The organism is Seohaeicola sp. (assembly GCF_048006315.1).
In the GTDB taxonomy this organism is placed as follows: Bacteria; Pseudomonadota; Alphaproteobacteria; order Rhodobacterales; family Rhodobacteraceae; genus Seohaeicola.
Genome location: NZ_CP180350.1, coordinates 81,409 through 100,992, shown reverse-complemented (window position 1 = coordinate 100,992; position 19,584 = coordinate 81,409). Strand labels below are relative to the sequence as shown.

20 protein-coding genes are annotated in these 19,584 nt (G+C 58.1%); 12 read left to right on the top strand and 8 right to left on the bottom strand.

Features of this window, described 5'->3' with window-relative positions:
- Genes ACMUJL_RS00660 through ACMUJL_RS00640 form a run of 5 tightly spaced genes read right to left on the bottom strand, consistent with a single transcriptional unit; the run spans nt 1 to nt 3,033 of the window.
- Nucleotides 1-321, bottom strand: a complete 321-nt coding sequence (locus tag ACMUJL_RS00660; protein WP_416914069.1) for a hypothetical protein — start codon at nt 319-321, stop codon at nt 1-3.
- On the bottom strand, nt 314-610 hold the full coding sequence (gene flgM / locus ACMUJL_RS00655) for a flagellar biosynthesis anti-sigma factor FlgM (RefSeq protein ID WP_375571184.1): 297 nt from the start codon (nt 608-610) through the stop codon (nt 314-316). The genes ACMUJL_RS00660 and flgM overlap by 8 nt, the downstream gene beginning before the upstream one ends.
- 35 nt (nt 611-645) lie before the next feature.
- Nucleotides 646-1,350: a flagellar basal body P-ring formation chaperone FlgA gene (gene flgA / locus ACMUJL_RS00650; protein ID WP_375571186.1), complete on the bottom strand. Its 705-nt coding sequence runs from the start codon at nt 1,348-1,350 to the stop codon at nt 646-648.
- 8 nt (nt 1,351-1,358) lie between these two features.
- A complete protein-coding gene (locus ACMUJL_RS00645; RefSeq protein ID WP_416914068.1) occupies nt 1,359-2,483 on the bottom strand; it encodes a flagellar assembly protein T N-terminal domain-containing protein in 1,125 nt (374 codons plus the stop codon).
- 10 nt (nt 2,484-2,493) lie between these two features.
- Nucleotides 2,494-3,033, bottom strand: coding sequence for an LPP20 family lipoprotein (locus tag ACMUJL_RS00640; RefSeq protein ID WP_375571192.1), 540 nt, complete (start codon nt 3,031-3,033; stop codon nt 2,494-2,496).
- A gap of 32 nt (nt 3,034-3,065) precedes the next feature.
- On the opposite strand from ACMUJL_RS00640, the gene ACMUJL_RS00635 reads away from it, so the two are divergent.
- The 6 genes from ACMUJL_RS00635 to ACMUJL_RS00610 are packed head-to-tail and all read left to right on the top strand — an operon-like array spanning nt 3,066 to nt 8,885.
- Entirely contained in the window at nt 3,066-3,320 is a 255-nt protein-coding gene (locus ACMUJL_RS00635) for a hypothetical protein (protein ID WP_375571194.1), read from the top strand.
- On the top strand, nt 3,311-5,440 hold the full coding sequence (gene flhA / locus ACMUJL_RS00630; RefSeq protein ID WP_375571196.1) for a flagellar biosynthesis protein FlhA: 2,130 nt from the start codon (nt 3,311-3,313) through the stop codon (nt 5,438-5,440). Before ACMUJL_RS00635 ends, flhA begins: the two co-directional genes overlap by 10 nt.
- Before the next feature lies 1 nt (nt 5,441).
- Nucleotides 5,442-6,893: a hypothetical protein gene (locus ACMUJL_RS00625; RefSeq protein ID WP_375571198.1), complete on the top strand. Its 1,452-nt coding sequence runs from the start codon at nt 5,442-5,444 to the stop codon at nt 6,891-6,893.
- 35 nt (nt 6,894-6,928) lie between these two features.
- A complete protein-coding gene (locus ACMUJL_RS00620) occupies nt 6,929-7,729 on the top strand; it encodes a P-loop NTPase (RefSeq protein WP_375571200.1) in 801 nt (266 codons plus the stop codon).
- Nucleotides 7,729-8,451, top strand: a complete 723-nt coding sequence (locus tag ACMUJL_RS00615) for a sigma-70 family RNA polymerase sigma factor (RefSeq protein WP_375571202.1) — start codon at nt 7,729-7,731, stop codon at nt 8,449-8,451. Before ACMUJL_RS00620 ends, ACMUJL_RS00615 begins: the two co-directional genes overlap by 1 nt.
- An 11-nt stretch (nt 8,452-8,462) precedes the next feature.
- A complete protein-coding gene (locus tag ACMUJL_RS00610) occupies nt 8,463-8,885 on the top strand; it encodes a hypothetical protein (RefSeq protein ID WP_375571204.1) in 423 nt (140 codons plus the stop codon).
- A gap of 115 nt (nt 8,886-9,000) precedes the next feature.
- On the opposite strand, the gene ACMUJL_RS00605 is transcribed toward ACMUJL_RS00610, so the two are convergent.
- The 3 genes from ACMUJL_RS00605 to ACMUJL_RS00595 form a co-directional block, all read right to left on the bottom strand.
- Nucleotides 9,001-10,200 carry an IS256 family transposase gene (locus ACMUJL_RS00605; RefSeq protein WP_375570106.1) on the bottom strand — a complete coding sequence of 400 codons (1,200 nt, stop codon included), beginning with the start codon at nt 10,198-10,200 and terminating at the stop codon, nt 9,001-9,003.
- Nucleotides 10,201-10,312: 112 nt separating this feature from the next.
- Entirely contained in the window at nt 10,313-11,128 is an 816-nt protein-coding gene (locus ACMUJL_RS00600; RefSeq protein WP_375571206.1) for a flagellar hook-basal body protein, read from the bottom strand.
- Between the two features lie 82 nt (nt 11,129-11,210).
- Nucleotides 11,211-11,780 (bottom strand): hypothetical protein, encoded by a 570-nt coding sequence (locus tag ACMUJL_RS00595; protein WP_375571208.1) that lies wholly within the window; start codon nt 11,778-11,780, stop codon nt 11,211-11,213.
- 97 nt (nt 11,781-11,877) lie between these two features.
- On the opposite strand from ACMUJL_RS00595, the gene flgB reads away from it, so the two are divergent.
- From flgB to ACMUJL_RS00565, 6 genes are read left to right on the top strand one after another with little or no spacing between them, the layout of a single operon-like run.
- A complete protein-coding gene (gene flgB / locus ACMUJL_RS00590) occupies nt 11,878-12,267 on the top strand; it encodes a flagellar basal body rod protein FlgB (protein ID WP_375571210.1) in 390 nt (129 codons plus the stop codon).
- A gap of 2 nt (nt 12,268-12,269) precedes the next feature.
- Entirely contained in the window at nt 12,270-12,686 is a 417-nt protein-coding gene (gene flgC / locus ACMUJL_RS00585; RefSeq protein ID WP_375571212.1) for a flagellar basal body rod protein FlgC, read from the top strand.
- 24 nt (nt 12,687-12,710) lie between these two features.
- A complete protein-coding gene (locus ACMUJL_RS00580; protein WP_375571214.1) occupies nt 12,711-13,403 on the top strand; it encodes a flagellar hook assembly protein FlgD in 693 nt (230 codons plus the stop codon).
- Nucleotides 13,404-13,451: 48 nt separating this feature from the next.
- Complete coding sequence (locus ACMUJL_RS00575; protein ID WP_416914067.1) at nt 13,452-17,774, top strand: flagellar hook-basal body complex protein; 4,323 nt, start codon at nt 13,452-13,454, stop codon at nt 17,772-17,774.
- Between the two features lie 9 nt (nt 17,775-17,783).
- Nucleotides 17,784-18,743, top strand: a complete 960-nt coding sequence (locus ACMUJL_RS00570; RefSeq protein WP_416914066.1) for a flagellar hook-basal body complex protein — start codon at nt 17,784-17,786, stop codon at nt 18,741-18,743.
- 32 nt (nt 18,744-18,775) lie between these two features.
- Entirely contained in the window at nt 18,776-19,537 is a 762-nt protein-coding gene (locus tag ACMUJL_RS00565) for a flagellar basal body rod C-terminal domain-containing protein (RefSeq protein WP_375571218.1), read from the top strand.
- The last annotated feature ends 47 nt before the right edge of the window (nt 19,538-19,584 follow it).

The following is a 19,584-nucleotide window of genomic DNA, read 5'->3' as shown; positions in this document are numbered from 1 at the left end:
TTACCCTTCGACCAGTTCCTTCAAATAGACCGAGAACCCGGAAAGGATGCTCTGGTGATTATGCAAAAGCTGTTCCAACTCGGTGATCTGCCCACGCAGCCGAACCATTTGAGCCTTTGCCTCTGGCACAGGTTCCATACCGGCAAGACCCGCCAAGCCCCCTTCGACCAATGCGACGAGGTTTTGGACGATCACGCCCAGCGCGGCTGGATCGCCGACATTCTCACGCAGATCCACCAAAAGCGCATCAAGCTGGTTGAGCGTATCGCCCAGAACCTGCTGATCAGAGTTCGTATCTGCGTGTTCGCTCGGTTCAGCCATGGGATTCGATAAAGCTTTCCATCAGCTTTTCCGCAACCTTATCAAGGTCGACAGGATAGGCGCCGCGCGAAATCGCTTCTTTGATCTTGCCAACCGCCTCGAGATCAATCGGGGGCGATTTCGCAAGTTCCGCGACAGTTGCCTTGGCACCGATAACGCTGACCTCAGCATCGGGCGTTGTGGGCATGGACGCAGCCTGTGAGGGCTTTGCCTGTGATGCCGATGTACCACTTTGCGACACTCCGACGGGGATTTTCGGTGGCACCGAGTTATTGATAAAATCGATCATGACACTCTCCTTACGAGAGGGTAAACGACGCAAATTCAATTCATGTTAGGCGCGACGTTGATTTTTTTTTCGTCCGTCACCACGCCGATCACCACTTTGCGCGAGCGCAAGTTCCGAACCCTGATGAAATCCCCCGTCTGGCCATTTTCAAGGGCGACCCCGGCCATCGAAATTACTAGGCCACCCGCTGCGGTTTCGATCACGATGGGATCGTCCGCGCGCACCGACCAATCCATCTCCAGATGGCGTTCGCGAAGTGGCACACCGGCACCAAGGTTCTGGCTCATCCTGCGCCCGATCAGGGGCGCGATGTCGGAAAAGGCCCCCGGTGCGGGGGCGCGCTGGATCTCAACCAACTCAAGCTTGTCTTCGGTGATCACCTCGTTGCGCCGGATCGAATGGCGCAAGACGACGACAGGGATTGCCTCTGCCTCGCTGTCCCCTGTCCCAAAGCGAAAGCCCAGCGGCACGCCAACCGAAGTTCGCACCACGATGGACCAAGGGATTTCCCCCGGACAGGCCACATCCACGGCATCCCAACGACCGTCACGCCGGGGCGCCACGGTCAGATCAACCTCGCAGGGGTAATAGCGGCGCTGCTCGGCAAGAATGGGCAGCCCATCTTGGCCATTGGCCACAAGGGCTTCTTGCACGATCACCGAAATCTCGCCCCCAGTAAAGGCTTGGCCGGGCTGGGCCTGTGCCGCGCCACTGCTTGCAAGCCAGAGGAGTGATGCCATTGCCCGAATCATTTCGCCACCTCCATGAACCGAACACGCATCCCAGCCAAGCTGCGCGCGGTCCGGTTTTGGTCAATCGGGCGCAACACCGCCGCATGATCTTGGAGGGTGTCGATCTCAAAAATGATATAGGGGGTATCTTGGCCTTCGGAAAACGCCAGATGATGCCGGGTCAGACCATCTTTCGAACCAAAGGGAAGCGTTAACCGACCACCGGACAGCTGCAACACGCCTTCAAGCGGGCGACAGGCATAAGCATCGATCATGGTTTCGATATGGTCGTCGATGCCGGTCAGGAGCTTTTGCACAATTGCGCTCCGATCGGGGGATGCCAGACGGTCCAACGCCGCGATCGGCAGCCCGGCATCAAGGCGGGTGACATGCTCGAACCGGCTTTGGGCGCGCATCGTGTTTGAGGCCGCATCCACAAGACGGGACTCAAGCACCAGCAATAGCTTGTTACGGCCCTGCATCTGGATCTGCACATCGGCGTGATAGGCCAAGCGGCCCTCAGGCGCGGGTGTGCGTGCGGCGCCACGGGTCAGCGCGGCATAGTCCATATCGAGCCCGACCTGCGCGCTGCGCCCCGGCATGCCCCCCCCGACGCCCGACCGCACGAGGCTGACCCCAGGGCGCGACGCAATCGCCGCATCAATGCTGTCATGCAGCTGCGGGCCCAAGCTGTCGACCCAAGCGGGCGTCATCGGGTCGATGCCCAGCCGCAAAGGATGAGAAGCGATGTCAAGTTGTGCCCTGCGGGCGCAATAATCGGTGACGGGCACCGGGGGGTCGCCAACGATGGCACGGATCCGGACACGGTAAAAGCCGTTTTCCACACCCTCCGACAACACACTATAATCCAAAATACGCGACGCGGGCCGCAAGATCAGCCGGTCAGAGACCAAGATGCCGTTGGAGGCAGCGGTATAGCCGTTGATATCGGCCCCACCCTTGATCGCGGCCTCGATCAAAGCCGCCTCCAAGGCGCGCAGACGCGTCGTGGCGCGGCCAAGCCCGCTTTCGGCCGCCTGCCCTGTCACCTCGACCGTCAAATTCTCGGCGGTTGCGGGCGACAAACCCAAACCGAGGACAATCGAGAGAACAGAAATCCCAAAGAAGTGCCGGAACCGCATCAGATTTGCCTCATGTCTCGCGCCGGGCGACCCTCAGCATCTGATCGATCATGTCGCGATCGACTTCGAGCAAGACCTCATATGTATCCGAACCCCTGGGCTGGATATGAACCGTGCGGGCAGCACGCAACATGCCAACCACGGTGGTGCGCATGGTATCGCTTTGCAAAACGGCCTCGGCGATGGTTGTCGATGCATCAATACGCACGCCATGGATCTGTTCGGTCAGGTTCCGCATCGCCTCCATCCGCGCGACGCGAATGGCGTTCAGCCGACGGTGATTAAGGTTTTTCCCCGGCTGCGCCGAGACAACCGCATAGCCCATGCCGCGAATGGTCGGCACGGTGACACTTACCTGATCGGCGGCATCCAGCACCTGTTCAACGCGTGAAATCTCCTGCGTGGTGGGGGCCGCATTGCGCGGCGGGACCGGCACGGTCGAGGTCGCACCAGGCCCGGGAACAACATTGGTCGCGGTGCACGCCGACAGCGCCAGCGCAGAGATAAGAGTGACCGTGAGAGGCATAGATAGCCAAGAGAAGTAAGTCACGAGCGGGGCCTCCTGTCGCGAGGATAGAGAGAATGGGCTGGGTGTTTTGCCCGGATGGTTTTCGCTTTCGAGGGCTGCACAGATCATGCCATCCGGGTTGGCGCAGGCGCGAAATCTTATTGGCACGTATCTTGCTTGGTCTGGAATGCCACCAAGGCAGCAAACGAGATGTGACGCGCATGTTGACAGGACCGAACCAAAGAAAACTTGGGAAATTTGCCGGTCTCGGCATGTCTGCGGCGGCCTCTGGTCAGCATTTTGACATGGGGGGGCTGTCATGGATATGACATCGACGGCCCGTTTCACGGCTGGATTGCGCGATGCAATCGGTGGGTCCGTCTTGCCCATCGGCATCATTTTGCTGATCGCGATGTTGGTTTTGCCCTTGCCGGTGTTCTTGCTAGACGGGTTTTTCGTTCTCAACATCTTGCTGTCGCTTTTGATCTTGATGGTTACGCTGCACACCTATCGGCCGCTTGATTTCTCGTCCTTCCCAAACCTGTTGCTGATTGCGACCGTTTTGCGGCTTGCGCTGAACGTGGCCTCGACGCGGATCGTTCTAAGCGAGGGGCACACCGGACCCGATGCCGCCGGACAAGTCATCAAAGCCTTTGGCGAATTCGTGGTCGGCAACAATTACGCCGTCGGTATTTTCGTCTTCATCATCTTGACCATCATCAACCTTGTGGTGATCACCAAGGGCGCTGGACGCGTGTCCGAGGTGGCGGCACGCTTCACACTGGACGCCATGCCGGGCAAGCAGATGGCCATTGACGCCGATCTGAACGCAGGCATCCTCAGCCCTGAGGAGGCCACCGCCCGGCGCTCCGAAATCGCGCAAGAGGCCGATTTCTACGGTTCGATGGACGGTGCATCGAAATTTGTCAAAGGCGACGCCATTGCCGGTATCTTGATCCTTGCCATCAACATCATCGGCGGCCTGATCATCGGGATCGCGCAGCATAACATGGCCATCGGCGACGCTGCGCAGACTTATATCTTGCTGTCCATCGGCGACGGTCTGGTTGCTCAAATCCCGTCCTTGTTGTTGTCGATTGCCACCGCGATCATCGTGACGCGCGTATCCTCCAAAAGCGATATGGCGCAGCATATCTCACGCCAGATCAACCTGTCGCGCGCCTGGATCCCGACCGCGGCCGTGGTGGCCGTGCTGGGCCTGGTGCCGGGCATGCCCAACGGCTTGTTCTTGCTGTTTGCCATCGGTGCGGCGGCGGCGGCCTATTTCGCCTTGCGCTCTGAGGCGGCGGGAGATGCGCAAGACGAAGGCGAAGACGACGAGGCCGCGCCCATTTCAGGCGATATCGTCACGCTGGAGGATGTAACGGATTATTCCGCGGTGTCCTTGCAGCTTGGCTACGGGTTGATCTCGCTTGTCGATGAAGACCAAGCCGGCCCGCTGGTGTCGCGCATCACCTCGATCCGGCGGGAAGTGTCCAAGGCCTTGGGCTTTGTCGTGCCAAGTGTGCGCATTCGCGACGATCTTGCGCTTCCGCCGAACCAATATCGCATCCGCATCGGCCACACCATCGTGGGCGAAGACACCGTCTACCCCGATCGTAAGCTGGCGCTGCCCGGCGAAGGCTCGACCGTGGATCTTGACGGGATCAAGGTGCGCGATCCGTCTTTCGGGGTCGAAGCGATCTGGATACGCCCCACCCAGCAAACCCAAGCCGAGGCCAATGATTATGTTGTGATCGAACCGATTTCGGTCATTGCGACACATATGAGCCAATTGCTGACCAAGCACGCCGCCGATCTGATCGGCCAAGATGATGTGCAAGCGATGCTCGACAACTTGGCCAAGCGAAATCCGCAGCTGGTCCAATCGATCGTGCCCAAGCTGGTGCCTTTGCACACCCTGACCGAAGTCTTGCGGCTTTTGTTGGTCGAGCGCATCCCGATCTCGGATTTGCGCAAGATCCTTGAAGGGTTGTCTGGCATCGCCATGCGCGTGAAAAGCCCCGTGGACATGTCCGAGGCGCTGCGTCCCGCCCTTGTGCCGCTTTTGATCCAACAAATGGCCTCGCTTGGTCAGACGATGCCGGTGATGACATTGTCGCCGGATTTCGAACAGCTCTTGTTGCGCACATTGCGCCAAGGCGGCGACGAGGGTCTGGTGCTGGATGGCGGTCTAGCAAAGACGCTTTTGCAATCGCTGAACGAAATCAGCGAACGTCTGGTCAATGAAAACCGGCCCAGCATCTTGGTTGTCGCCCCCGCGATCCGTCGGCACTTGGCCGATTTCGTGCGGTCGCATGTGCCACAGGTCGTGATTTTGGGATTCACCGAATTGCCCGAAAATCGCACCGTCGAGGTGGTGGCGACCATCGGTGATCTCAACAGCCTTCCATCAGGCCAGAAGCCTGAAAAAGCAGAGGTAACTTGACATGCCCACCGTAACTGTTCTTGCGCCCGACAGTGCCCTCGCCATGGATGAGGTGATCCGGCAACTGGGGGATAACGCTTATATTCTGGCGACCAATACCCGCGATGGCCAAGTCGAAATCTTGGCCACGAATGACCCAAACCAGATCCAGCCGCCCCGCAAACGCACAGCAAGTGTCAGCTTTTCTGACATTCTTTCTGAACGGGTCGTGCAAGGCGATGGAGGGTCGCTGTGGTTTAAATCAAGCCGTTTAGCCCCTGCAAAGACAGCAGAAAACGCGCCGCGCATGGAAATGACGCAAGGTGCGACAGTGGTCAGCATGGAACGCGCCCGCGCCCGCTTGACCGAAACACCGCCCGCGTCACTCTCGGACCCGGTCAGGGTCGCCCCGCCCTTGGAGGCGGCGGATATGGCCCGATCCCGCCACGAGGATCAGATGGATCAGGCGATCACATCCGGCCCGCAGGCTGTGTCGGCCGCCGCGCCACCTCGCATTTTGACATCACCCATGCGCGAACGCGAAGCCCATGATCCTTGGGTGCCAATCGAACCCAATGAGGATAGAATTCCGGCCCAACCAGAGCAGAAGCACGCCAGCCCCGGCCCCTCTCCCCTTGGTGAGAGCGCGCAAGATTTCCGCCCCATCTTGCAAGAGCTGGGCGCGCAATTGGCCCGGCTTGAGGCCAGCTTGGACCCGCAAGCACGCCAAGATACCGCCTGCGTTGATCCGCTGTTGGCTGCGGGGTTTTCTGCCGAGATCGTCACGCGTCTTGCGCCTAAATCCAACGACATAGCGCGCATCGAACACTTCATCACGGCCCTGTCCCACACACTTGTCGCCTCGGACCCGATGGCAAGCCTGCGGGCACCGGTGGTGGTGATCGTCGGCCCAAGCGGTGCGGGAAAAACCATTCTTGCCGGCAAAATCGCGGCGCTCATGATCGAAATCCAACCGTCTTGCGCGGTCGAGCTTGTTTCACTGTCCGAAACACCGCGCTTTGCAGATACCGCCCTGCAGATCTATGCGCGTATGCTGTCTGTGCCCCATCGCAGCTTGCAAATCGATCAACTTGACGCGGGTCAATGGCCCTTAGTGGGGCGCACAGATATTATCGACACCAACCTAGACGCCGACACAATGCAGCGAATGCTGCAAGACTTGCGGGACACGGTTGGGAACAATAGGGTGTCCGTGCTCATCGCGCTTCCCGTGGGCAGTAGCCCCTGCAAGATCAAGACCGAGCTGGAAAAATATCAGGAATTCAACACGATGATCGCCCTGACAAAGCTCGATGAATGTGAGCTTTCACCACCAGAGGCCTCGCAGATTGCCGAAACTGGCACACAGATCGCATGGCTTTCCGGGACCCGCGCCTTGACCGAGACCATTGCGCCGACTTCGGAAGAGATGATGACTGAATTCCTGACCGGCCTGTTGGCAGTTCGATCCTGACAGGCGCAAGGCGCCGCGTGCGCGAAAGGGACCAAATGGCACAATCAATCGCAATTTCCAGTGGCAAAGGGGGCGTCGGCAAGACCAGCATCGCCGTCAACGTCGCCCTTGTCTTGCGCCAGCTCGGTGCCCGGGTGACATTGCTCGATGCGGATTTTGGCACGGCAAATGCCCATATCTTGATGGGCGAAAACCTCAGACCGAAGATCGACAAAGCCATGCTGTCCGATGGGTCAGTGCAAGGCGCGCTGACAAATACCAGCCATGGCATCACCTTGTTATCGGGCGGCTCAGCGGCGCTTGACCTGCTCGATCTCAAGAAAAATGACCGGCTTCAGCTGATCCGCAATATCGAAGCCATCAGCACGGAAACCGATTACCTGATCGTCGACACGCCCGCTGGCGCGAGCGATGCAACCTTGGCCTTCGTCGCCGCCGCCGATCGCGTCTTGCTTGTCGTGGTCGGAGAACCCACCAGCTTCATGGATGCATATACGCTTTTGAAAGCGGCGCATCTGGAACATGGCGTTCGCAGCTTTTGCGTGGTGGTGAACATGGCACGGGATGGCCAAGAAGCGCGCCGCCATTTTGACCAGTTTCTTGCGATCGCGCTGCGGTTTCTTGATGTCGAACTGACCTATGCGGGCCATTTGCCAATGTCAGCACCGCTGCGCCGCTCGGTTGTTGCGCGCAAGCCCTTGATGGCAAATTCCAATGACGCCAATGGCCCGGAAGGACAGGCGCTTCGATCCATCGTGCAAAAGCTTTTGAAAGCGCCGGTCAACGAATCCCGCGGCATCCACTTCTTCCTCGACACAACAGAGAAAAAAATCTGATGTTGCGCGCCCAATATCCCGAACAACGCCCGGCCCCGCATGATCTGATCGCAAGTCAGATGGAACAGGTGCGCAAGATCGCCTATTATTTCCATAGCCGGGTCCGAGGCGCGGTCGAGGTCGAAGACCTGATCCAAGCCGGTTACGTCGGGCTCGTGGATGCCGCGCAAAAATATGAGCGCAAGGAAGGCGCCAGCTTCGCCGCCTATGCCGGCATCAAGATCAGGGGCGCAATCGCCGACCATCTGCGCCGGTCCTCGAACCTGTGCCGCACGACAATCGCGAACCGCCAACGGGTCAACCGCGCCACGCTTGCGCTGGAACGACGCTTGCAACGCCAGCCAACATCGGTCGAAATTGCCGAAGAGTTGGGGATGAGTGTCAATGAATATGAGCATTGGCGCCAAGCGTTTCAGGCCAATACGCTCCAGACAATCGAAGAGGTCCATGACGAGTTTTCCGTCTGGTTTCTCAGCAGCGCCGGGAACCCGGAGGAAGAAATCAACAAGGTCGAGCTGCGCGCCGCCTTGCGCCAAGCGCTTGAAAGCCTCAGCGAACGCGAAGCGCTGGTGATCCAGCTTTACTATGTCGAAGAACTTAATGTTTATGAAATAACCGAAATCCTAGGGGTTACCACCGGTCGCGTGTCGCAGATCAAGAAGGCCGCGATCGGCAACTTGCGACGGCGCTTGGCAGAGCTTACTGGCGAACCCGAAGACTGAAAGGCATGAATATGGGGCTCGATCCCAGCGCATCGCGTGAACGGCTGTCTTGCCTCCAGATGTTTTTGCAAAGCGCCGAGTTGCGCTTGATCGGCTCCGAGGCCCGGGCCGAGCTTGAGGTCAATTGCGAATTGTCAAATGTCGCGCGCGGCAATTGCCAAGTCCGGCTTGTTCCAGTTGACATCATGGGGCGCACAACCATCGGGCATGTTGAAATCCCCAGCAACCGGCCAATCATGCGGGCCGAAATTGCGGTCTCGCGCACGAGTTTTGAAATTTTCCTTGCGAATTTGCGCCCCGAACCGGCCCGCCCGGTTGCCCTCTTGATTGCGCTTGAGACCGAAATCGAAACCAACGGACATGGCGATTTCCTTGTGCCTTATCCCTCGCGGGTCGGCGTTTTGGACCTATCGTGGAACTTTCCGCTCAAATGAAAATGGGGCGCCGAATGGCGCCCCAGGTTTCCAAAGGATCAGACCGGATAGTGCCCCATGGCGTGGTGTAGCTGGCTCTGATCGTCACCGTGATATTCGATGCAGGCCTGCTTGATCAGGATGCCACGGCGGGCAGGCTGATGACGGGATCATCGCCCATTGGCGCGATGGTTTCCAGTGTCATGTAGCGGGCGCGCTGGACGGCCCATTCATCGTTTTGCTCCAGCAGCAATGCTCCGACCAGACGGACGATGGCGTCATCGTTCGGGAATATACCGACGACATCAGTACGCCGCTTGATTTCGCCGTTCAGGCGTTCGATGGGGTTCGTCGAGTGCAACTTGGCGCGGTGTTCCTTGGGAAAAGTCATGTAAGCCAGAACGTCGTGCTCAGCGTCGTCCATGATCGTCGCAAGCTTCGGCACCTTGGGCCGGATCTGGTCGGCGACGCTGCGCCATTGGATGCTAGCGGCTTCCGCGGTGTCCTGGGCGAAGGCTGTGGCGATGAAGGCGGATACCACTCTGCGCCCGCTCTTGCCGGCATGGGCCGCAATATTCCTTTGAAAATGGACGCGGCAGCGTTGCCAAGTGGCGCACAGCACCTTCGACACCGCGGCCTTGATGCCCTCGTGAGCATCCGAGGTCACCAGCTTCACGCCACGCAGGCCACGCCGCGTCAGCTTGCGAAGGAACTCGGTCCAGATCGGCTCGGCCTCGGAAGTCCCTATTTCCAAGCCCAGAACCTCGCGTCGGCCGTCGGTGTTGACGCCGATGGCGATGATGACCGCCACCGACACGATCCGTCCGCCACGCCGGACCTTGAGATAGGTCGCGTCGATCCACAGGTAGGGCCAATCGCCTTCAAGCGGGCGGTTGAGGAAGGCCTTCACCTTGCCGTCGATCTCTTCGCACAGGCGACTGACCTGGCTCTTGGAGATGCCCGACATGCCCATCGCCTTGACGAGGTCGTCAACGGATCGCGTCGAGATGCCTTGAACATAGGCTTCCTGGATCACCGCCGTCAGGGCCTTCTCTGCCATCCGCCGGGGTTCGAGGAAGCCTGGAAAGTAGCTGCCCTTCCTGAGCTTCGGGATGCGCAGTTCGACCGTCCCGGCCCGGGTCTCCCAATCCCGGTCGCGGTAGCCGTTGCGCTGCGCCCGCCGCATCGGATCTTTCTCGCCATAGGCTGCGCCAGTCGCGGCGCCGACCTCCAGCTCCATCAGCCGTTCGGCGGCAAAGCCGATCATCTCGCGCAGCAGATCCGCATCGGGGGTCTTCTCCACGAGGTCGCGGAGGTTCATCATGTCATTGGTCATCGGTGGAATCTCCAGTCCGGGTTGGTGTTAGCAACCAGACCTTACCGGAACTTCGCCGGTGACCACCTCCGCCAGAACCTACACCACGCTGTGGGGCACTATCTCAGACCGTTTAGCGGGTGAGTTTTTCGACCATATCCGCATTGGTTTGAAGCAGCTTGGCAGCCCCTGAAAATTGTTGCTGGGCGCGCATCATGATGGTCAGTTCGCTGGTCAGATCGACATTCGATGACTCGAGCTTACCAGAATTCACCGATCCAAATCCTTGCGTGGTGGCGATACCAAGCACGACTTCACCAGAATCGATGGTTTGTTCAAAACGGCTCTGGCTGATGTTGCGCAACCCCATCGGGTTGGCAAAGGTGGCTATGCTGATTTGACCGATATTCTCCATCGAATCAGAGCCGTAGCTGCCCACGATCATCCCGTCGCGCGCAATCGTAACACCCGTAAGCCTGCTACCTTCTACCGTGGGTGCAATCTGTAGGGGGCTGAGTGCGCCTCGATCTGGCGCAAGGCCACCATCGCCGGCAACGCCAAGCAAATATGAGCCATCAGTGCTGCGGATAAAGCCCTCGGCATCAAGGCTGAATTCACCGACGCGCGTATAGGCCAAATCCGTGCCCACGCCGCCTTCACCATCGGGACGGGCCACGACAAACATGCCAGCGCCTGAAATGCCAAGGTTCAAGACCCCTTCACGCTCCATCAAATTGCCCTGTGCTTGGCTTCGGCGTGTGCCTTCCACCATGCTTCCCAGACCAGGAGAGTTGCGCGACGCAGATTCAGGTGTGCCAGAGCTGAACAGATCGGCAAACGTGACATCGCTTTTTTGAAACGCAGTCGAACTCGAGTTCGCCACATTGTTGGAAATCACCCCCAACGCATGCATCGCAGTCGACATCCCTGATAGGATTGTTCCATACATCTTGGTCACTCCATTCGTGAAACGATTTCGGCACCTTGGTGCAGGTATCGTGCCAAATTCGGCGCTGGCATGCGTATCGTCGTCATTTTTTCGGCGCAGCCTTTTTGGTCAACCGGGCGGGGCGGGTCGGCTCCGCTTCTTCGGCTGCGTCGACAAGCTCTGCGGATTTGGCCTCAATAAGCTTACGCGCATCCTCTTCATGCACCTGAATGGTGGTGCCTGCGAAAAAGCGCATGCCGTTTACTTCGGTTTCGTCAAGAATGTGCAGCTTGGTCCAGCCTTCGCCTTGCGGCGCGGCGGTGGCATCAACGTTGTCCGGGGCAAGAGCTAGTGTCGCTTCGGGTGGCTCTGATGCCGTCGCGGTCACGGTTTCGGGTTCGGCATCTTCTGCGACCTCCACCACCGGCTGCCCATAGAGCCCCGCTTGCAGACCGATCAGCCGTTGCCGAATGATCCAACTTTGCGCCGCCATATTGCCAAGCCGCACCGCGCCATCGGTTTCGCCTTGCAAGCGCTCCCGCAAAACAGCGAGCGCGGCTTGCGGGTCCAGATCCGCAACCGAGTTCAGCCACTGCTTTCGTAGTTTCGAAAGCGGGGCGGACAGGCGGGGCATGATCTTAGCTTGAGTGCTGGGCGACGAACGCTGTGCCATTTTTTTGCTCCGAATGTTCAACTTGGCATCCCACTTGCAATAACCGAGCCAAGACACGCGTTCCGGACCGAACGGAACTCAGGATGGGAAAACGGGAATGCAAGGGATCAAAGCACATCTTGGCGCACATGCAACGTCTTTGGCATTGCGTGCCTCGCGCAACGACATCCTCGCCTCGAATATCGCGAATGCGGCAACGCCAAATTTCAAGGCCCGCGACATTGATTTCAAGGCAGAATTCGATCGCCTCGAAGGGGTGAAGGGCGATCTTGCGACCACTAATGCGCGCCATTTGCCCGCCATGCAACCAACGGGCCCGTCACGCATGCGATATCGGGTTCCACTGAACCCGTCGATGGATGGAAACACGGTCGAATTGCCGGTGGAACAGATGCAGTTCTCTGAAAACGTGCTGCGCTATCAAACCTCCTTGGCGATGATCAATCGCAAGGTTTCCGGGCTGACGTCCGCGATCAAAGGGGAATAAAAATGACCGACATCCGTAATGTCTTCGATATCGCCGGGCGCGCCATGGGGGCGCAGCTGACGCGGTTGAACACAGTCGCCTCGAACATCGCGAATGCGCAATCCGTCGCCTCGCGGGAAGAAGATGCCTTTCGGGCGATAAAGCCCATCTTCGCCACCCAATATGCCGCAAACTTCAGAAATTCAGGCATATCATCGGTCAATGTCGTCGGCTTGTCCGAGGTGGACATCGCCCCAAAGAAAATCTTTCAGCCCGATCACCCGAAAGCAAATGAGGATGGCTTCATTTTTGCAGCGGCGGTGAACACGGATGAGGAGCTGGTCGAGATGCTCGAGGCGTCGCGACAATATGAAAACAATCTCGAAGTGGTGTCGACCTTGCGTTCCTTGATGGCGCGCACGGTGAATATGGGCCGCTAAGGACGGAAGACGGGAATTTCGACCATGACTGACCGTATCGATTCAAACGCACAGGCCCTGTTCAACAAGCTGGGTATTTTAACGCAGGCAAATTCGGCCGAACGCGCCAGCAAATCCGAGCTGGGGCAGCAGGATTTTCTAAAACTCATGACCGCCCAGCTGCAAAACCAAGACCCATTCTCACCCATGGAAAACGGCGAATTCATCGCACAGATGGCGCAATTCTCGACCGTGTCGGGCATTGAACAGTTGAACCAAGGCATCTCCGGCCTGGCCGATCAAATGCGCCAAATGCGAATCGCGACCGCTTCGAACTTGCTGGGTCATTCAGTGCTTGTCCCCGGTAACCTTGCCCGGCCTGATGCGGAGGGTCAGATCCATGGCGTGATCGATCTGCCGCAAGCGTCGTCGGCGACCCGCGTCAGCTTCAGCGATGCGGAAACCGGCGAACTCTACCATGCCGAAACCCTTGGCGCCCAGCGCGCCGGGTTGGTTGGGTTCAGCTGGCTCGACCTGCCGCCCGCGGTGATCGAGGGCCGTCGTCCAATAAAAATCGAGGCCATGGTGAACATGGGCGATGGCGAAGAAAGCCTTGGGCCTTCGGTTTATGCCAAGGTGCTTGCCGCGGCCGCCGGCAGCGATACCGCCGACAGCGTGCTGCTCGACGTTCAAGACTACGGCGAAATCGCCGTAACCGACACCACCCGCTTCCGCTGATCTTTTGCTTCGGCGCTTTGTCGCCGCCCCGTCTGAAAGGAACCTGCCATGTCTTTCTATACTGCGCTTACGGGTCTGAACGGCGCTCAGGCCGATATTTCGGCCACCTCGAACAACATCGCGAACGTCGGCACCACGGGATTCAAACGATCACGCGCGGAATTCGGCGACATCTTCGCCACCTCGCCTTTGCAAAACGCCTCCTCCTCGATCGGTTCGGGCGCGATCCTCAAAGGCATCAAGCAGCAGTTCACCCAAGGTAACATCGCCTCGTCGCTGAACGCGCTTGATCTTGCAATCTCAGGCCAAGGCTTTTTCTCGCTCAAGCCCTCGCTGACCTCGACGCAGACCGTCTTTACCCGCAACGGGTCATTCAACGTCGACAATGACCGCTATGTGGTCGACAGCGCCGGTCAGTATTTGATGACCTATCCGGTCAACGACGACGGCTCGGTCACCGCCAAAGATCTTGCAAGCGCCGTTCCCTTGCAGCTGCCTGTTACATCGGGCGACCCGAACGCGACCTCGAACATCCAGCTTGGCGTCAACGTGCCGGCTGGCGCGCCGGTGATCCCGAACCTTCCGGAATTCGCGGATGGCTATACCTTTGATCCCAACGACCCGAACACCTATACCAATTCGACCTCGATCACGATCTTCGATGACCTTGGCAACCCAACCATCGCCACGATCTATTTCATCAAGACGCAGACCGCCTCGGCCGAAGATCCGACCAACAAATATGACACGCGCCTTGTGATCAACGGCACCGTGATCCAGCCCGACCTTGTGAGTGCTGTGGATCAATCGGGCAGCCAGATCTTCGTCGACCGTTTCGGCAACCAGACGACGCAAGTTCCTGATGATAACTACTTTCTCGAAGGCAAGGGCTCGCCGCTATACAAGCTCGACGATCTAAGAACACAGATCCCCTCACAACCGGCGTCGATCCGCGGTGAACAAAGCAGCTTTGATTTTGGCGAAGAAGGCGACCGGCTGGTCGAGATCGTGACCGACCCGCTGCTTTTTCAAGCAACCCGCGATGCCGGCAAAACCGACAGCGACATTTTCTGGGGCAAGGATTTCTTGCTGGTCAATGTCGATGACGGCGATGCCCCCGTTTCGATCGATTTGCGCCCCGGCAAGTATAACGCCACCCAGCTCGCGGAAGAGGTCGAGCGTGCAATCAACGCAGCTTATGGCGACGACAAGAAGTTCCAGATCGTGCAAAACGTCGATGATGAATTGACCATCGATCTGTTCAAAATGGGCGCCGATGGCACCCCGATCGGGCTAGGCGCAAACCGGATCTCTATTGATCTGCTGCAAGAGACATCCGTTTCGCAGCTGTCTGGCATCGACATCAATGGCGCGTCACCCGATTTTACCAAGGATGAGTTCCTCGTTCATACGCAAGAGCGTATCAACGCCACGCTGAACGACTATATTTATAACCCCGATGGAACCACGCTGGGGGCCGGGGCAACCACGCTGGGTGTCGACGGGCGCATCTTCACCCGCGCGTCAGGACAGACCATCACTGCGCTGCATCCTCAATCGACCATCATTGAGGTGAGCCATTACACCGGCACAAATGAAGTGCTTGGCGGCACCGCCACGCCCAAATACCTTGCTTATTCTTATTTCAACGATCGCCCAGGCCTGACGGTTTTTGATGGTAAGGCCGCTTTGGCTCAGCCGACAGACGGCAACAAGCTCTCCTATGACGCGACCCAGAACACTCTGTCGATCTATGTTTTAGCATCTGAATACGACGCAAATTCCGCGTCGATCCAGCTTCAAGGTGCAGGTCTCGACAGCAACCTCAATGGCCGCTCCTTGCGGGTGCTTGACGCTGATGGCACGACAGAAACCATCGGGGGAACCAACTATGTCCAGCTGAAAGTCGACACCTCCGGGCTTGCGCTTTCGGACTCCTCTTTTAGCAATAATTCCAACATAAACTTGCTGTTCAACCCGGCATCCAATGTCGAAGCCTTCTTCGAGGGCGCAGAAAGCGGTACCGAAGGCGTAGCGACAACCTTCAACAGCAAAAAGATCATCCTCCGCGAAATCGGCAGCGCCGCGACACGCACAACAGCCGATACGTCCTTTGACAATGCCTTCGTGATTAACCGCGCCAAGAATTCCGGTATTGAGGCGGCGATCACCGCCCTTGGCCTAAATACTCTGGTTCCCGCCGATTTTGCGGCGCCCCCAAGCCCTGCAGAAGTCACACTGACTGAAAACGGCACATTGACCGCAGGTGATACCTATACTGTCACGATAGATACTGGTGCAGGGAACGCCATCACCCTTACAACTGCTGCCCTGACCACGACTGCCGCCGGCGACGCATTGGCGGCCATTCAAACGGCATTTGATGCCTTGCCCGACAAAAAGGGCTACACGATGGCTGCGGGCGTGATCTCGCGCGCAGACGGTCAAGACTTCGGAATTACTGGATCTTCTTCCTCTGCGACCCCAACCCCTGCCAGTGTCACACTGACTGAAAACGGCACATTGACCGCGGGTGTCACCTATACCGTTTCTCTCGATGATGGCGCAGGTAACGCCATTACCTTCACATCTGCTGGCCTGACCACGACTGCCGCCGGCGACGCATTGACGGCCATGCAAACGGCATTCGATGCTTTGACCGACAAAAAGGGTTATACGATGGCTGCGGGCGTGATTTCGCGCGCAGACGGTCAAGATTTCGGAATTACTGGGTCATCTTCCTCTGGGGCCCCGACTCCTGCCAGTATCACGCTGACGGAAAACGGCACATTGACCGCGGGTGATACCTATACTGTCACGATAGATACTGGTGCAGGGAACGCCATCACCCTCGCAACTGCTGCCCTGACCACGACTTCCGCAGGCGACGCATTGGCGGCCATTCAAACGGCATTTGATGCCTTGCCCGACAAAAAGGGCTACACGATGGCTGCGGGCGTGATCTTGCGCGCAGACGGTCAAGACTTCGGAATTACTGGATCTTCTTCCTCTGCGACCCCAACCCCTGCCAGTGTCACACTGACTGAAAACGGCGCATTGACCGCGGGTGATACCTATACTGTCTCTCTCGATGATGGCGAAGGGAACGCCATTACCTTCACATCTTCTGCCCTGGGCACCACGCCTATTGCAGGCGACGCGTTGGCTGCCATGCAAACGGCATTCGATGCTTTGACCGACAAAAAGGGCTACACGATGACTGCGGGTGTGATTTCGCGTGCAGACGGTCAAGACTTCGGAATTACTGGTTCTTCTGGCACGCCAGGGACATCCACACTTCGGGTAAACCCTGACGGAACGGCGGTTGACCTGAGCACCACAGAGGTTTCAACATCTGGTGCCACCGGCGGCACGATGGTCGACGGTGTCAGCACTTTCTCTGCACTTCAGGTAGACCCTGACGGAACGGCGGTTGACCTAAGTGCCACAGCCGTTTCAACATCTGGTGCCACTGGCGGCACGATGGTCGACGGCGACAGTGCTTTCTCCACACTTCAGGTCGACCCAGACGGAACAGCGGTTGACTTGAGCACCACGGCTGTTTCAACATCTGGTGCCACCGGCGGCACGATGATCGACGGTGTCAGCGCTTTCTCTGCACTTCAGGTAGACCCAGATGGAACAGCGGTGAACCTAAGTGCCACAGCCGTTTCAACATCTGGTGCCACCGGCGGCACGATGGTCGACGGGAGCGTTGCCGCAACAATCGATCCCAGCAAGCTGGCAAGGGCCAACCGAGCGGCTTGGGTGGACGAAAAGAACCCACCCATCAAGATCAGCTATGATGATGTGAACCAAAGGCTCCAGTTCAGCGTTGACCGGACCGTTTTGGGAACCGGGACGGGAAGTAACTTCAACTCCTTCACGATTTCCGGTGCGGCCGGAGCAAATGACACCAACGGCCTGGGCATCCCAGATGCGGGCAACACACGACAGGTGTTGATCCGTGGTGGCGAAGTGATGTCGGCTGAAACTTTCATTGCCGATGGCGAGGAAATCCAGCTCAACGACAAGCGCTTCGGCATCGAGGTTGAATACAACAGCGATACAAGATCCTTCAGCGTGCTGAGCGGCACGACGGGCGAAAAAATCGCCGCTAATGGCGCGCTAGGTGTTGGCCAAGATCAAAAAGCGTCGAATGTTCAGATCGGGCGTCGCACCATCTTGTCTGGAGGAAACACCGATCCCAGCGAGTCAATTAACCTTGACGCACGGATCATCGGCAGCGGTGAAAATGCCCTGTTCGGGTTTGGCGCCACGCGCACGAATTATGTCTTTGAACAGGGACGCGGGCTGGCATCACAACCCGCCATCGCCACTGGCCGGACCGCGCAAAGCGACCTGACTTAAGTCTTCCGCTTGACCGCAAACAACAACGAGAACGTCTTTAATGTCTCGGTGAACGGAATTTCCGGGGTCATCGCGATCCCACCCGGAAACTATGTCGGCACCACGCTGGCCGCAGCGCTTGAAGAACGCGTGAACCAAATCGCCGATCCCGAAACCGGCGTGGTTGTCGGGGGTGTCCGAGTTCGCTACTCGGCCTCGTCCAACAGCTTCACGTTCACCACGGGCACCACCGGTGACACCTCCACCATCAAGGTCAAGGGTACCGCGCGCCTTGGGCTTGATGATGTCCCCCTGGGGGTCGGCGCAGTTCCGAAAATCTTCAACCTTGTGCAGGCCACAAATGCCGATGGGCTTGCACTTTTTGTCGATGCGGATGGCAATGTCGTGACTTCGCCGCCAGAGAATTTGGTGTCCGGGTATTACCCGCTCTACATCGACGAAGGTGAATTGACCTTCGACAAGACCGGTAAGCTGATCAGCCCCAAGAACCTTGTTAGCTACGAGCAGCAAGCCGATGGTTTCTCGATCTCGCTTGATATCGATTTCTCGGCCTCGAGCCAGCTTGCCCAGCCCTTCTCGGTGCTTTCGGTCCAACAAGACGGCTTTACCTCTGGTCGCCTTGACGGGATCGAGATCGACAGTTCGGGCACGATCCGGGCCAATTATACCAATGGCCAAAACAACCCGTTGGGCAAGATCGTGGTGGCCACTTTCAACAACCAAAACGGCCTGAAACAGATCGGTAACGCGACCTATGTCGAAACCGCCGTTTCCGGTCGTCCACAGGTGGGCGAAGCAGGCTCGGAGGGTTTTGGCACGATCCAGTCAGGCTCGCTTGAGCGATCCAATGTCGACATCACCGAAGAGTTGGTGAACCTGATCACCGCCCAGCGGAACTATCAGGCGTCGGCCAAGGCGATTGAGACCACGACAAGCCTGACCCAGACCATCATCAACATCCGGATGTAATCGCAGACCCCGGCACAGGAGCAAGAACCGCCATGGATCGTATGATTCACACCGCGTTGAACTCGATGCGCAACTTGGCAGAGTTGCAAAGGATCAATGCGCAGAACCTCACGAACATGACTGTGCCGGGGTTTCGCAAGGATCTGTGGGGACAGGCCGCCACAGGCTACCTGCAAGCTGGTCAAGAGCAATCCGCACGCGCCTTTGCCTTGACGACGGGAAAAAGCGAATTCTCCAACCAGTATGGAACCATGAACCCCACCGGCGTCGATACGGATATCGCCATTCTCAACGAAGGCTGGTTTTTTGTGCAGCCGCCGGACGACGCCCCACCGGCCCTCAACCGACGCGGCGATCTTTCGTTCACCGGCGAGGGCGTTTTGGTCAATGGGGCCAACGAACTTGTGCTCAGCGACGGTCTAGAACCGATCGAGGTGCCGCCGTATCGAGAGATACAAATCACCCAGCTTGGTGAAATCTTGGTCAATCCGCTTGCCGCCGAGATTGGCCAATTTGTCTCTGTCGGATTTATCGGAACCACGACGGCCGCCGATGTCGAGCTGCGCAAAGGCGACGATGCCCGCGTGCGCGCCGTCGATGGCACGCTCCCCGAGCCTGATCAGTTGGCAGACATCCAGCAAGGCATGCTTGAAGGCTCGAACGTCAATGCCGTGGAAGAATTGGTCTACACCATCGAGCTTCAACGCCGGTTCGAAATGAGCGTGAAGTTCATTGAATCCGCCAAGCAAATCGACCAAGCCGCCGCGCAAATCATGCGGATTGCCCAAGAATAATGACCGGCTGGCACAGCTCTTGCAAGATAGTGGGACGAACCTGACAA

Coding starts and splice junctions, on each gene's coding strand:
- ACMUJL_RS00635 (WP_375571194.1), top strand. CDS start 3,066: ATGGGCTGGGTGTTTTGCCCGGATGGTTTTCGCTTTCGAGGGCTGCAC.
- ACMUJL_RS00605 (WP_375570106.1), bottom strand. CDS start 10,200: ATGACCAATGACATGATGAACCTCCGCGACCTCGTGGAGAAGACCCCC.
- flgM (WP_375571184.1), bottom strand. CDS start 610: ATGATCGATTTTATCAATAACTCGGTGCCACCGAAAATCCCCGTCGGA.
- ACMUJL_RS00580 (WP_375571214.1), top strand. CDS start 12,711: ATGACTGACCGTATCGATTCAAACGCACAGGCCCTGTTCAACAAGCTG.
- ACMUJL_RS00565 (WP_375571218.1), top strand. CDS start 18,776: ATGGATCGTATGATTCACACCGCGTTGAACTCGATGCGCAACTTGGCA.
- flgB (WP_375571210.1), top strand. CDS start 11,878: ATGCAAGGGATCAAAGCACATCTTGGCGCACATGCAACGTCTTTGGCA.
- flgA (WP_375571186.1), bottom strand. CDS start 1,350: ATGGCATCACTCCTCTGGCTTGCAAGCAGTGGCGCGGCACAGGCCCAG.
- ACMUJL_RS00660 (WP_416914069.1), bottom strand. CDS start 321: ATGGCTGAACCGAGCGAACACGCAGATACGAACTCTGATCAGCAGGTT.
- ACMUJL_RS00620 (WP_375571200.1), top strand. CDS start 6,929: ATGGCACAATCAATCGCAATTTCCAGTGGCAAAGGGGGCGTCGGCAAG.
- ACMUJL_RS00600 (WP_375571206.1), bottom strand. CDS start 11,128: ATGTATGGAACAATCCTATCAGGGATGTCGACTGCGATGCATGCGTTG.
- ACMUJL_RS00610 (WP_375571204.1), top strand. CDS start 8,463: ATGGGGCTCGATCCCAGCGCATCGCGTGAACGGCTGTCTTGCCTCCAG.
- ACMUJL_RS00645 (WP_416914068.1), bottom strand. CDS start 2,483: ATGCGGTTCCGGCACTTCTTTGGGATTTCTGTTCTCTCGATTGTCCTC.
- flgC (WP_375571212.1), top strand. CDS start 12,270: ATGACCGACATCCGTAATGTCTTCGATATCGCCGGGCGCGCCATGGGG.
- ACMUJL_RS00625 (WP_375571198.1), top strand. CDS start 5,442: ATGCCCACCGTAACTGTTCTTGCGCCCGACAGTGCCCTCGCCATGGAT.
- ACMUJL_RS00615 (WP_375571202.1), top strand. CDS start 7,729: ATGTTGCGCGCCCAATATCCCGAACAACGCCCGGCCCCGCATGATCTG.
- ACMUJL_RS00575 (WP_416914067.1), top strand. CDS start 13,452: ATGTCTTTCTATACTGCGCTTACGGGTCTGAACGGCGCTCAGGCCGAT.
- flhA (WP_375571196.1), top strand. CDS start 3,311: ATGGATATGACATCGACGGCCCGTTTCACGGCTGGATTGCGCGATGCA.
- ACMUJL_RS00595 (WP_375571208.1), bottom strand. CDS start 11,780: ATGGCACAGCGTTCGTCGCCCAGCACTCAAGCTAAGATCATGCCCCGC.